This is a genomic window from Buttiauxella sp. A111, from assembly GCF_014189855.1.
Taxonomy (GTDB): domain Bacteria; phylum Pseudomonadota; class Gammaproteobacteria; order Enterobacterales; family Enterobacteriaceae; genus Buttiauxella; species Buttiauxella selenatireducens.
In genome coordinates, this window is record NZ_BJFN01000002.1 from 654,622 (window position 1) to 666,193 (window position 11,572).

14 protein-coding genes and 1 pseudogene are annotated in these 11,572 nt (G+C 48.0%); 6 read left to right on the forward strand and 9 right to left on the reverse strand.

Annotated features, from left to right (window positions below; genetic code table 11):
* Positions 1–169: 169 nt before the first annotated feature.
* The 6 genes from BSPA111_RS09055 to zapE form a co-directional block, all read right to left on the reverse strand.
* Positions 170–952 carry a transcriptional regulator NanR gene (locus BSPA111_RS09055; RefSeq protein ID WP_183270824.1) on the reverse strand — a complete coding sequence of 261 codons (783 nt, stop codon included), beginning with the start codon at positions 950–952 and terminating at the stop codon, positions 170–172.
* Positions 953–1,123: 171 nt separating this feature from the next.
* Complete coding sequence (gene sspB, locus BSPA111_RS09060) at positions 1,124–1,621, reverse strand: ClpXP protease specificity-enhancing factor (protein ID WP_183270825.1); 498 nt, start codon at positions 1,619–1,621, stop codon at positions 1,124–1,126.
* A 3-nt stretch (positions 1,622–1,624) separates the two neighbouring features.
* Positions 1,625–2,266, reverse strand: a complete 642-nt coding sequence (gene sspA / locus BSPA111_RS09065) for a stringent starvation protein SspA (protein ID WP_139879730.1) — start codon at positions 2,264–2,266, stop codon at positions 1,625–1,627.
* A gap of 321 nt (positions 2,267–2,587) precedes the next feature.
* Entirely contained in the window at positions 2,588–2,980 is a 393-nt protein-coding gene (gene rpsI / locus BSPA111_RS09070; protein ID WP_064543072.1) for a 30S ribosomal protein S9, read from the reverse strand.
* Positions 2,981–2,994: 14 nt separating this feature from the next.
* Positions 2,995–3,423, reverse strand: coding sequence for a 50S ribosomal protein L13 (gene rplM, locus BSPA111_RS09075; RefSeq protein WP_183270826.1), 429 nt, complete (start codon positions 3,421–3,423; stop codon positions 2,995–2,997).
* A 248-nt stretch (positions 3,424–3,671) separates the two neighbouring features.
* Positions 3,672–4,790 (reverse strand): cell division protein ZapE, encoded by a 1,119-nt coding sequence (gene zapE, locus BSPA111_RS09080; protein ID WP_183270827.1) that lies wholly within the window; start codon positions 4,788–4,790, stop codon positions 3,672–3,674.
* A 180-nt stretch (positions 4,791–4,970) separates the two neighbouring features.
* Here zapE and zapG point away from each other — a divergent pair, with 180 nt between their 5' ends.
* The 3 genes from zapG to degS all read left to right on the forward strand — a co-directional run bounded on the left by zapG (position 4,971) and on the right by degS (position 8,134).
* On the forward strand, positions 4,971–5,372 hold the full coding sequence (gene zapG, locus BSPA111_RS09085) for a Z-ring associated protein ZapG (protein ID WP_064543068.1): 402 nt from the start codon (positions 4,971–4,973) through the stop codon (positions 5,370–5,372).
* Positions 5,373–5,609: 237 nt separating this feature from the next.
* Positions 5,610–6,980 carry a serine endoprotease DegQ gene (gene degQ / locus BSPA111_RS09090; protein ID WP_183270828.1) on the forward strand — a complete coding sequence of 457 codons (1,371 nt, stop codon included), beginning with the start codon at positions 5,610–5,612 and terminating at the stop codon, positions 6,978–6,980.
* 86 nt (positions 6,981–7,066) lie between these two features.
* A complete protein-coding gene (gene degS / locus BSPA111_RS09095) occupies positions 7,067–8,134 on the forward strand; it encodes an outer membrane-stress sensor serine endopeptidase DegS (RefSeq protein WP_183270829.1) in 1,068 nt (355 codons plus the stop codon).
* A 64-nt stretch (positions 8,135–8,198) separates the two neighbouring features.
* On the opposite strand, the gene mdh is transcribed toward degS, so the two are convergent.
* Entirely contained in the window at positions 8,199–9,137 is a 939-nt protein-coding gene (gene mdh / locus BSPA111_RS09100) for a malate dehydrogenase (protein WP_183270830.1), read from the reverse strand.
* A gap of 432 nt (positions 9,138–9,569) precedes the next feature.
* Here mdh and argR point away from each other — a divergent pair, with 432 nt between their 5' ends.
* The 3 genes from argR to yhcN (BSPA111_RS09115) all read left to right on the forward strand — a co-directional run bounded on the left by argR (position 9,570) and on the right by yhcN (BSPA111_RS09115) (position 11,065).
* Positions 9,570–10,040 carry a transcriptional regulator ArgR gene (gene argR, locus BSPA111_RS09105; RefSeq protein ID WP_183270831.1) on the forward strand — a complete coding sequence of 157 codons (471 nt, stop codon included), beginning with the start codon at positions 9,570–9,572 and terminating at the stop codon, positions 10,038–10,040.
* Positions 10,041–10,430: 390 nt separating this feature from the next.
* Positions 10,431–10,694, forward strand: a complete 264-nt coding sequence (gene yhcN, locus BSPA111_RS09110) for a peroxide/acid stress response protein YhcN (RefSeq protein WP_183270832.1) — start codon at positions 10,431–10,433, stop codon at positions 10,692–10,694.
* Positions 10,695–10,798: 104 nt separating this feature from the next.
* Positions 10,799–11,065 carry a peroxide/acid stress response protein YhcN gene (gene yhcN / locus BSPA111_RS09115; protein ID WP_183270833.1) on the forward strand — a complete coding sequence of 89 codons (267 nt, stop codon included), beginning with the start codon at positions 10,799–10,801 and terminating at the stop codon, positions 11,063–11,065.
* Positions 11,066–11,134: 69 nt separating this feature from the next.
* Here yhcN (BSPA111_RS09115) and BSPA111_RS09120 read toward each other — a convergent pair whose 3' ends face one another.
* Complete coding sequence (locus BSPA111_RS09120; protein ID WP_183270834.1) at positions 11,135–11,407, reverse strand: barstar family protein; 273 nt, start codon at positions 11,405–11,407, stop codon at positions 11,135–11,137.
* Positions 11,408–11,448: 41 nt separating this feature from the next.
* Positions 11,449–11,553: pseudogene (locus BSPA111_RS09125) on the reverse strand (aldehyde dehydrogenase family protein); the annotation flags it as partial.
* Positions 11,554–11,572 lie beyond the last annotated feature (19 nt).

Sequence of the window (11,572 nt, forward strand, 5' to 3'; positions counted from 1 at the left end):
TGTTGTCTGGTTTCTAAAAATAACGATATACCTTTATACCTGTTATACCAGATCAAAAAGTAAACATTACATCTCAAAGGCGTAAGGATGCGATCTTGTTCATATGAAATTATGATGGTTGTTCAGGCGTTACTTAGAAAGTCGGCGTTAGATCTCAGATTAACGCAGGTTACTTTTTAGATGAGCGTTTGCGCGGTGTCGGGTAATAGGATGCAAACACACTCTTCAGGTGAGCCTTTAGTGCCGCGTCAGCAGCATCGGGATCGCGTGCTTTTATCGCGTTGAAAATTTCAATATGTTGCTGATAGCTAACGGTATTATGTGCGTGAAGTGTATCTTGAGAAACCGCAGGGCGTGCGGCAATGAGCCAGTCCAACAATGCAACATGTACTGCCATGAAAATCGGGTTATCAGGTATTTCCGCCAGTTCCCGATGGAATTCGATATCGGATCGAATGAACAGATCATTATCATCAAGAGCCTGGTTATTCATCTCCAGCGCCTGCCCTAAACGCGCGATTTGCTCGTCTGTAGCAAACTCTGCGGCATAACGAACCAGACTGGATTCAAAGAACATGCGCAGTTGTTCAAAGTGAGCAATGCCGCCAGGACGGGATAGGAAATCCTTCGCCACACCAGAAAGCTCGCCAATAATCGTGTCTGCGGAAGGGCGTGAAACACGGGCACGTTCGCCGTTGCTGATTTGCACCAGCCCTTTACGTTTAAGCGCTGCAAGCGCTTCGCGCACCGAAGGACGACCGACATTGAAAAAAGCCATCAGCTCGCGTTCCGAAGGCAATTGCTCACCTTCAGCAAACTCGCGCCGACGAATCATCTGCTCAAGCTCTTCTTCCACCATTTCCGAGAGTTTTTTACGCGCAAGCGGGCGACGGCGCATCGTATGCCCGATAGTGTCAGTTATCTCAGGAGGCTGCTCGTCAAATGTGCTCATCGCGTCAGAATCTGGCCATTAAATGGAAGGAAGATCGCAAATAGTATTGTCGAATCATAACACAGCAAATCTTGGCATACGTAAAGATGCCACCCATGCGTTTATTTAAGCAAGAAAAAGCCAGTCATTAGACTGGCTTCGATTTGCATTTTAATTGCATGAATTCGCGAGCTACTTCACTACACGCAGGGCTGGGCGGCCACCACGTGGAGGAGGATCATCATCCGGGTTGTTATCGTCTTCGTCGTGATCAGGGCGATCACCATCGATCACCTGCATCACCATTTCTGAATCAGATGGCAACTGCTCAATATCGTTATGACTTTCGCCTTCTTCGTCATAACTGGCTTCAGGCTCGAACATGGTGCCTGCACCATTTTCACGGGCGTAGATAGCCAGAACCGCGGCCATAGGAACAAATACCTGACGCGGCACACCACCGAAACGTGCATTAAAGCGCACTTCGTTGTTAGCCAGTTCCAGGTTTCCTACTGCACGCGGTGCAATATTCAGGACAATTTGCCCATCACGTGCATATTCCATCGGGACATGTACGCCAGGCAATGTCACATCCACCACCAGATGCGGAGTCAGCTGGTTATCCAGTAGCCATTCGTAGAAAGCACGAAGAAGATACGGACGACGTGGTGACAATTGTGACATATCCATTAATTAGCCCCGAGTCTGCAGACGCATTTCGCGCTCAGGTTCGGTTAGAGAAGCGAGGAATGAATCACGTTCAAATACGCGAGTCATGTAGCCTTTCATCTCTTTAGAACCTGCGCCTGCCAGTTCAATGCCCATTTGCGGCAAACGCCACAGCAACGGTGCCAGGTAGCAATCTACCAGACTGAACTCATCACTCAGGAAGAAAGGTTTCTGAGTAAATACAGGTGCGATAGCCAGCAATTCTTCACGTAATTGCTTGCGAGCAGCATCAGCTTCTTGAGCAGAACCATTCATCACGATGTGCATCAGTGAGTACCAGTCTTTCTGGATACGATGCATGTACAGGCGACTTTCACCACGAGCAACCGGGTAAACCGGCATTAATGGTGGATGCGGGAAACGCTCATCAAGATATTCCATGATGATGCGGGATTCCCACAGGGTAAGTTCGCGGTCAACCAGGGTCGGTACGCTGTGATTTGGGTTGAGGTCAATCAGATCCTGAGGCAGGTTATCCGTTTCCACATGCTCAATTTCAACGCTAACACCTTTTTCAGCCAGTACGATACGTACCTGATGGCTATAGATGTCAGTAGGACCGGAAAACAGCGTCATCACCGAACGTTTGTTGGCAGCGACAGCCATGAAAACCTCCAAGTTTATTCAGAATAATTACTGCTAATAGCCGCAAGCGGCAACTAACCTGACCGTTTGATACCCAATACGCCGGAAAACCATCAGTCGCCAGAAAACGAGGCGAAAACAAACTGATGCCGACCTTAGGGCAGAAAATTGGTTGATAGTTTACCAGATTTTACGGGTTTTGTGGGGGGCGGATCTAGAATTTGACTGAAAAGTGATTGCTATCATTATGTTAGCAACACTAAATATAATTTTCAGGCATAAAAAAACCCGGTACAAGACCGGGCTTTTCGCAAATTGTATTCTGCATAATGCAGATGACAATTAACGCTTGGAGAACTGAGGACGACGACGTGCTTTACGCAGACCGACTTTCTTACGTTCAACTTCACGAGCATCACGAGTAACGAAGCCAGCTTTACGCAGTTCGCCACGCAGGGACTCGTCGTACTCCATCAGAGCGCGGGTGATACCGTGACGGATCGCACCAGCCTGACCAGAAGTACCACCACCTTTAACAGTGATGTACAGATCGAATTTCTCAACCATATCAACCAGTTCCAGCGGCTGACGAACTACCATGCGGGCAGTTTCACGACCGAAGTACTGTTCCAGAGAACGTTGGTTGATAACGATTTTGCCGCTGCCCGGTTTGATAAACACGCGAGCTGCGGAACTTTTGCGGCGACCAGTGCCGTAGTATTGATTTTCAGCCATTGCCATAATCCCGATTAAATGTCCAGAACTTGCGGTTGCTGTGCCGCGTGGTTGTGCTCGGTGCCCGCGTAAACTTTCAGTTTACGGAACATAGCACGGCCCAGCGGGCCCTTTGGCAGCATGCCTTTAACCGCGATTTCAATCACACGCTCAGGACGGCGGGCAATCATCTCTTCAAAGGTCGCTTGTTTGATACCACCGATGTGGCCGGTGTGATGGTAATAGATCTTGTCAGAACGCTTGTTGCCGGTTACAGCAACTTTTTCTGCGTTCAGAACGATGATGTAATCACCAGTATCAACGTGCGGAGTGTATTCCGCTTTGTGCTTACCGCGCAGACGGCGAGCCAATTCAGTAGCCAGGCGACCTAAGGTCTTACCGTCAGCGTCAACAACGAACCAGTCGCGCTGTACGGTTTCTGGTTTAGCTGTAAAAGTTTTCATTAAAAGCTTACCCAATATATAGTTACACGTAGGTGTTCACCCAAACGTTTAAAATCAGTTCAAGGTTCACACGACAAAGTCCGGCAAACCTACCCCTTCGAATAGCCAATGCCAGCACGACCAAGTTTTGGGAAAAAAACTATGGTTGTAACGTGGGGTCGCAAGATTATAGGGAAGTCGCCCCTAAAGGTCGAACCTTTTTGTAGTTTTTGTCACACTTTGTGGTCACTCTGCATTCAAACTGTGGTTCACGGCATATGCGGCAATCGCAAATACTCTTCACTTTGCATTTCCTGCAGACGAGACAAGCAGCGCTGAAACTCAAAGCGTAATCTTTCACCCTGATAAATCTCAAACAGGGGAACATGCGCTGAAACGACTAGCTTGACGTGACGTTCGTAAAACTCATCCACCAATGCAATGAATCGCCGCGCTTCATTTTCGTTACGGATGTTCATTACCGGTACGTTAAATAGCATCACCGTATGAAATAGGCGCGACAACGCAATGTAGTCGTGTTGGCTACGGGCATCGACACATAAGGTGGTAAAATCTACCGCCAGCGTTTGATTGGCCAGACCAAGAGTCGCTAAAGGACGATGGTTGATTTCCAGTACCGGTTCCCCTTTGCGTACCGTGCCAGCCAGTGCGGTATAGAGTTTATCCATTTGCTGTGCGGTTTGGTCATTAAGCGGAGAAAGCCACAGGTGAGCCTGAGTCAGCGTTCTCAGGCGGTAATCAATGCCTGCGTCGACGTTCATGACTTCACAATGGCGTTTTATCGCATCAATTGCAGGCAAAAAACGTGCACGCTGTAAGCCATTACGATATAGCTCATCAGGTGGAATATTCGAGGTGGCGACAAGAGTAATTCCCCGCGCGAACAGGGCTTGCATCAGCGATCCAAGCAACATCGCATCGGTGATATCTGAAACAAAAAACTCATCAAAACAGAGAATATCAGTCTCCGCTTTAAACTTATCGGCAATCAATTCCAGAGGATCGGTTTGCCCTTGAAGTTGACCCAACTCTTCATGGACTCGCAGCATGAAGCGGTGAAAGTGCAGTCGCAACTTACGCTCGCCAGGCAGACTCTGAAAAAACATGTCCATTAACCAAGTCTTTCCGCGCCCCACTCCGCCCCACATATATAGCCCGCGAACCGGGTCCTGAGCCATCGAGGCGCTACGTTTACCAAACAATTTGCCAAAGAAACCACTGCTTACGGCCACTGCCGGTGTTTGGCTGTTTAACGCCAGCCAGATCGCATCCAGCCTGGCTACGGCCTCACGCTGAACATCATCAGGTTGATAGCTGCCCTCATCCAGGGCGTGTTGGTAGAGCGATGCAGGAGAGAGATTTTGCATGGTATTATGGTATTCCCTTAAAAATCGGATTGCCGTTTACTTAGTACTCAAAAAAGGACGGTTGTCGAAAAAAAGGCCGTTCTACCCTAAGCGATGCTGCGTCAGGATTCCACTTCTCTTAGGTTAACGGTTATAGTGGCTACATTACCCTACGGAAACACAAGACAACGGGAGAAGTTCATGACCTGGGAATATGCGCTAATTGGGTTAGTTGTTGGCATCATCGTTGGTGCAGTTGCTATGCGTTTTGGCAACCGCAAGCTGCGTCAGCAGCAGGCCATGCAGTACGAAATTGAGAAAAACAAAGCAGAACTTGAAGAGTATCGTGAAGAGTTAGTCAGTCATTTTGCCCGTAGCGCAGAGTTGCTGGATAATATGGCTCATGATTATCGCCAGCTTTATCAACATATGGCGAAAAGCTCTAGCAGCCTGTTGCCGGAAATGTCAGCCGAAGCGAACCCGTTCCGCAACCGCCTCGCTGAATCAGAAGCCAGCAACGATCAGGCTCCAGTTCAAATGCCGCGTGACTACTCTGAGGGTGCATCCGGTTTGCTGCGTACCGAGCGCGCAAAACGCGATTAATCACAAATGTAGAATTTTTTTCAGGGGTACAGCTTCCGTGCCCCTAATCTCTCTCCAGCACAGCTATCATTTACTAGTAACTCTTCACTCTATAACAACATTGTTACCCGGCTGATATTTCAATAACATCGGAATGTCATCCGCTTTAGATTTCAGGTTGCAACCAACGCCTATGCGGCTTGAAAGATGACGGGTAAGTCGGGTTTTCCTTTTCCAGGTCACGAGAGCAAGCCATCAATGAAGAAACAAACACTGTTGTTGAGTGCCTTAGCGCTAAGTGTCGGACTAACGTTCGGTGTTGCATCGCAGGTGAATGCGTCGTTACCAGCGCAAATCCCGGGTCAGCCGGCGTTGCCAAGTCTTGCGCCAATGCTGGAAAAAGTATTACCCGCCGTGGTCAGTGTTCAGGTTGAAGGAACGGCCGCAGCCCCAACCCAGAAAGTCCCTGAAGAATTTAAAAAGTTTTTTGGCGATGACATGCCTCCTTCAGAAGCTCAACCGTTTGAAGGCTTGGGTTCCGGGGTCATCATTAACGCTGAGAAAGGCTACGTGCTGACCAATAATCACGTCATCAATCACGCCGAAAAAATCAGCGTGCAGCTAAATGATGGGCGCGAGTTTGATGCCAAATTGATTGGTGGCGATGATCAAAGTGATATTGCGCTGATTCAAATCCAGAATGCGACCGGGCTGACACAAATCGCGGTGGCGGATTCAGACAAACTACGAGTAGGTGATTTTGCAGTTGCCGTAGGTAATCCATTCGGTCTGGGACAAACGGCGACATCCGGTATTGTTTCAGCTCTGGGCCGCAGCGGTCTAAACCTCGAAGGGCTGGAAAACTTTATCCAGACAGACGCCTCCATTAACCGTGGTAACTCCGGCGGCGCATTGCTGAATCTTAATGGCGAGCTCATCGGCATTAACACCGCAATCCTCGCGCCGAGCGGCGGCAGCGTCGGTATCGGTTTTGCTATCCCGAGTAATATGGCGCAAACGCTGGCGAAACAATTGATGGAGTTTGGCGAGATTAAGCGCGGTTTGCTTGGCATTAAAGGCACTGAAATGAGTGCTGATATTGCCAAAGCATTTAATCTGACCACTCAGCGCGGTGCGTTCGTCAGTGAAGTATTGCCTCAATCGGGTTCGGCTAAAGCAGGTGTCAAAGCCGGTGATGTGATTACCAGTCTGAACGGTAAAACCATCGGAAGTTTTGCGGAACTTCGCGCAAAAATCGCCACAACGGAACCTGGAACAGTGGTGAAACTTGGCTTACTGCGTGATGGGAAGCCGTTAGAAGTCAGCGTGACACTTGATAAAAGTACCGCGTCCTCGGCCAATGCGGAACTGATCATGCCAGCGTTGCAAGGTGCAACATTGAGCGACGGTCAGTTAAAAGATGGCACCAAAGGCATCAAGCTGGAAAGCGTTGATAAAGGCACTCCAGCCGCACAAGCCGGATTGCACAAAGATGATTTCATCGTTGGTGTAAACCGCGAGCAAGTCACAAGCATTGCCGAGATGCGTAAGGTGCTGGAAAGCAAACCAGACGTTATTGCACTGCATGTCGTGCGTGGTGAAGAGAGTATCTATCTGTTAGTACGCTAATCTGTTCAGTAATCGGACATCGCGGTACGATGTCCGATTAACTCATGCTATCCTGCACCCGGTTTATTATTGACTAACTCAAATACATGTTTCTGAAGATATTACGCTCGGTGGTGCTTGGCCTGATTGTGGCAGGATTGTTGTTGGCAGTAATGCCTACGCTTCGCCAGAAAATCATCCCCTTAGCTCCCTCGACCTTTGACAGTGCCGATGAAACTCCGCTGAGCTATAACTCGGCGGTGCGCCGTGCTGCACCTGCTGTGGTGAATGTTTATAACCGTAGTGTCGGCAGTAATACCCATAACCAGCTAGAAATTCGAACTCTCGGTTCCGGCGTCATCATGGATGAACGCGGCTACATTATTACCAATAAGCACGTCATTAATGATGCTGAGCAAATTATCGTTGCGCTGCAGGATGGTCGTGTTTTTGAAGCGTTGCTCGTGGGGTCTGATAGCCTGACCGATTTGGCCGTGCTGAAAATTAATGCCACCAGCCTACCGGTTATTCCTATCAATAATAAACGTGTGCCGCATATTGGCGATGTCGTGATGGCGATAGGTAACCCGTATAACCTGGGTCAGACGATTACTCAGGGGATCATCAGTGCCACGGGTCGTATCGGCTTGAGCCCGTCTGGCCGTCAGTCTTTCCTGCAAACGGATGCCTCAATCAACCACGGGAACTCCGGTGGCGCATTGGTCAACTCCTTGGGCGAGCTCATGGGTATCAACACCCTTTCGTTTGATAAAAGTAACGATGGTGAAACACCTGAAGGCATCGGCTTCGCTATTCCCACCCAGCTCTCTACCAAAATCATGGATAAGCTTATCCGTGATGGTCGCGTGATTCGTGGCTACATTGGGATTGGCGGGCGTGAGATAACGCCATTACATGGCCCGGCGACCGGAATTGACCAAATTCAGGGAATCATCGTCAACGAAGTGACGCCTGACGGCCCAGCGGCAAAAGCAGGCCTGGTGGTTAATGACGTGATTATCTCGGTGAACCACAAGCCTGCAATATCTGCTCTGGGCACCATGGATCAGGTCGCGGAGATTCGTCCAGGCTCTGTCATTCCAGTAGAAGTCATGCGTGATGATAAGAAGCTCACGCTGCAAGTGACAATTCAGGAATATCCCGCCACAAACTAATAAACATCAGGCGAAAAAAAACCGGAATATCAATTCCGGTTTTTTTATCTCTTAAACTCAGGGTTTACTTGTTAACAAACTCTTCGCCAAGGGTAATATCTTTCTTCAGGGTATCCAGCATTCCTTCCAACGCCTGGTGCTCAAAAGCACTCAGTTTGCCGTAGGATTTATGCTCTGCGATACCGTTTTTGCCCAGCAGCAATGGCTGAGAGAAGAAACGAGCGTGCTCGCCGTTGCCTTCAACGTACGCGCATTCAACAACATTGCTTTCGCCTTGCAGTGCGCGAACCAATGACAGTCCAAAGCGTGCAGCAGCCTGGCCCATTGACAGGGTTGCAGACCCGCCACCAGCTTTAGCTTCTACAACTTCAGTACCCGCATTCTGGATACGCTTAGTCAGGTCAGCAACTTCTTGCTCAGTAAAGCTTACGCCCGGGATTTGAGACAACAGTGGCAGAATGGTCACACCAGAGTGGCCACCAATCACAGGAACGTCGATCTCAGTCGGCTGTTTACCTTTCAGTTCCGCAACAAAAGTGTTGGAGCGGATGATGTCCAGCGTAGTCACGCCAAACAGTTTGTTTTTGTCGTATACACCTGCTTTTTTCAGCACTTCCGCAGCGATAGCAACGGTGGTATTCACTGGGTTAGTGATAATACCAATACAGGCTTTCGGGCAAGTTTGAGCAATCTGTTGAACCAGATTTTTCACGATTCCCGCGTTGACGTTAAACAGGTCTGAACGATCCATGCCTGGTTTACGTGCCACACCAGCAGAGATCAGCACCACATCCGCACCAACCAGTGCTGGTGTTGCGTCTTCACCGCAGAAACCTTTGATTTTCACATCAGTAGGGATATGACTCAGATCGACTGCAACACCAGGTGTTACCGGTGCAATATCATACAGGGAGAGTTCTGAACCTGAAGGCAGTTGGGTCTTGAGTAGAAGGGCAAGCGCCTGGCCAATACCACCTGCTGCGCCGAGGACTGCAACTTTCATCCTAAACTCCTTATTATGTTAGCAAATAGGTGCCGTAACTCCATGCGGTGGCGACCATAATCCAGAGAAGGGGTAATTACAATCTTCCCGCTTTAGGTTTGCGACGTTGAGCATCCCTGAAACGTTACTGCTGCATTTACTCACTGGGTGGAAACGACGCCTTCGCGCCCGGTCACAACCTGATGTTGTCACATCAACGGCGGTTACATTACCCCTCCCTTAGCAGCAAAACAACATCATTTTGATAACATTTAGTTTACTTACCAACTTATTTTCGAGTCGTGACGAAGGCATGTTTCTCGATAACAAAATTTGATAATATTCGCCCCTTTCATAACATTATTTCAGGCTTTCACCCAGCCAACCATTTGCATAAAAATTCATTTAAATGCATAATAATGTTATCTTCGTTGACCTGAATATGGGTGACATATGCGTATTTCCTCAAAACAAGAAGAATTAGTCAAAGCGTTCAAAGCATTATTGAAAGAAGAGAAATTCAGTTCTCAAGGCGAGATTGTGCATGCCTTGCAAAACGACGGCTTCGAAAACATCAACCAATCTAAAGTCTCTCGTATGCTGACCAAGTTTGGCGCGGTGCGTACACGCAATGCCAAAATGGAGATGGTGTACTGCTTGCCAGCTGAGCTTGGCGTGCCAACGACTTCCAGCCCACTGAAGAATCTGGTTCTGGATATTGATTACAATGATGCTGTGGTTGTTATCCACACAAGCCCTGGTGCGGCACAGTTAATTGCCCGCCTGCTGGATTCTTTAGGTAAAGCTGAAGGTATTTTGGGCACTATTGCTGGGGATGACACCATCTTTACCACCCCTGCTAAAGACTTCACTGTAAAAGAGTTGTATGAAGCAATTCTGGTGCTGTTCGAGCAAGAGCTGTAAGCGTTACGTTACTACCGCGTTCCCGTTGTTATTTAGCGGCGGGAACAATATCTCAAACCAATCACTCCCTCTGCCCTCTCGCTTCCGTAAATCCCATTCAAAATGCACTGCATGCCTATAAAACTCCATTTCATCAGCCGGTTACGCTAAGTAGCGCACAAAAAGTCAAAGTTCAATATCTTGTTGTTTTTACTTATATTTAACAAAAAAACAGCAATAAAAGATTCATTTTAATAACTTTACGAAATATCAGAAGCCTCTATTATTGTAAAGTTTCATAGATAATAATTAGCGTGGTATTAATTTTGTTGGTTATTAGTGTATACTTGATTTTGTGATGAGGGTCACGAAATGAAGACCCCAATAAAAGAATACGACGAGGTAAAAATTATGAACATGAAATCAACTTTAGTTACCGCAAGCCTACTCTCGATGCTGTCATTTGGCGCTTTTGCTGCAACATCAATTAATGCCGACCAGGCGCAAAACCGTCAGGCGATGGGTACCATTTCTGTAAGTCAGGTAGGCAGTGCGCCAATGGATATGCGCCAAATGTTGAATGAAAAAGCTGAACAGAAAGGTGCTTCTTCTTACCGCATCATTGAAGCCCGCACTGGCGACCAATGGCATGCAACAGCTGAGCTGTACAAGTAACAGCCTGGCTGCAAGAAGCAATTATCTAAAACGATGACCCCAAGAACAATAAATGCAGTTAAGCCCTTCCGGTCGTTGATATAAACAATTCAGGAGTAAAGATTATGAAAACCAAATTCACACTCGCAGCACTGAGCCTTTTTTCCGTTATCTCTTTCGGCGCTAACGCAGCCGCACATCAGATAGACAGTGAACAAGCGCAGAATCTGCAATCTATGGGCACCATTTCCGTAAGTCAGGTAGGTAGTGCACCAATGGATATGCGTCAGGAATTATCACAGAAAGCGACTAAAGAAGGTGCCTCAGCTTATCGTATTATCGAGGCGCGTTCTGGCGATACATGGCATGCCACCGCTGAACTGTATAAATAAACCCTCGTCGTCAAACAGGACGACTTTGCCCCCGTTCGCGGGGGCTTTTTTATGCCTTTAAATCGGGGATTATCCACGCACGTTAAAACGCAATTGCCCTTCCAGCTCCTCTTCTGCTTCATCAAAAAGCAAAATCAAAGCCCCATAACGCCGTCTTTGCATTTCTGGCAAATGAACAAATTCAATCTCCGCCGGGAGCGGTAAAATCCCCCCGACAACCACATCCCATAAACTATCGAGATCGTGAACCTGTTTTTTCTCAAGCCTAAATTCCTGGATAAAGTGACGATAGAACTCCGGTTGATCTTCTATCTGACTAAAATCAAAGGTGTATTTTTTCATAGCTTGCCACCTTAACCAGAACGGTCTTATCTTCTGAGCTTCTACAGCCCGCCAATGTGCAGGGTTTTAACTTCCAGAAACTCATCCATGCCCAGAACTGAACCTTCTCGTCCCAGCCCAGACTCTTTCACACCGCCAAACGGCCCAAAGGTTTCGTTCAACTCT

Excerpts from the sequence above, each read along its gene's own strand:
- rpsI (WP_064543072.1), bottom strand. The coding sequence starts at position 2,980 with ATGGCTGAAAATCAATACTACGGCACTGGTCGCCGCAAAAGTTCCGCA.
- zapE (WP_183270827.1), bottom strand. The coding sequence starts at position 4,790 with ATGCAAAATCTCTCTCCTGCATCGCTCTACCAACACGCCCTGGATGAG.
- BSPA111_RS09120 (WP_183270834.1), bottom strand. The coding sequence starts at position 11,407 with ATGAAAAAATACACCTTTGATTTTAGTCAGATAGAAGATCAACCGGAG.
- BSPA111_RS09055 (WP_183270824.1), bottom strand. The coding sequence starts at position 952 with ATGAGCACATTTGACGAGCAGCCTCCTGAGATAACTGACACTATCGGG.
- rplM (WP_183270826.1), bottom strand. The coding sequence starts at position 3,423 with ATGAAAACTTTTACAGCTAAACCAGAAACCGTACAGCGCGACTGGTTC.
- degQ (WP_183270828.1), top strand. The coding sequence starts at position 5,610 with ATGAAGAAACAAACACTGTTGTTGAGTGCCTTAGCGCTAAGTGTCGGA.
- argR (WP_183270831.1), top strand. The coding sequence starts at position 9,570 with ATGCGTATTTCCTCAAAACAAGAAGAATTAGTCAAAGCGTTCAAAGCA.
- sspA (WP_139879730.1), bottom strand. The coding sequence starts at position 2,266 with ATGGCTGTCGCTGCCAACAAACGTTCGGTGATGACGCTGTTTTCCGGT.
- yhcN (WP_183270833.1), top strand. The coding sequence starts at position 10,799 with ATGAAAACCAAATTCACACTCGCAGCACTGAGCCTTTTTTCCGTTATC.
- mdh (WP_183270830.1), bottom strand. The coding sequence starts at position 9,137 with ATGAAAGTTGCAGTCCTCGGCGCAGCAGGTGGTATTGGCCAGGCGCTT.
- zapG (WP_064543068.1), top strand. The coding sequence starts at position 4,971 with ATGACCTGGGAATATGCGCTAATTGGGTTAGTTGTTGGCATCATCGTT.
- yhcN (WP_183270832.1), top strand. The coding sequence starts at position 10,431 with ATGAACATGAAATCAACTTTAGTTACCGCAAGCCTACTCTCGATGCTG.
- degS (WP_183270829.1), top strand. The coding sequence starts at position 7,067 with ATGTTTCTGAAGATATTACGCTCGGTGGTGCTTGGCCTGATTGTGGCA.
- sspB (WP_183270825.1), bottom strand. The coding sequence starts at position 1,621 with ATGGATATGTCACAATTGTCACCACGTCGTCCGTATCTTCTTCGTGCT.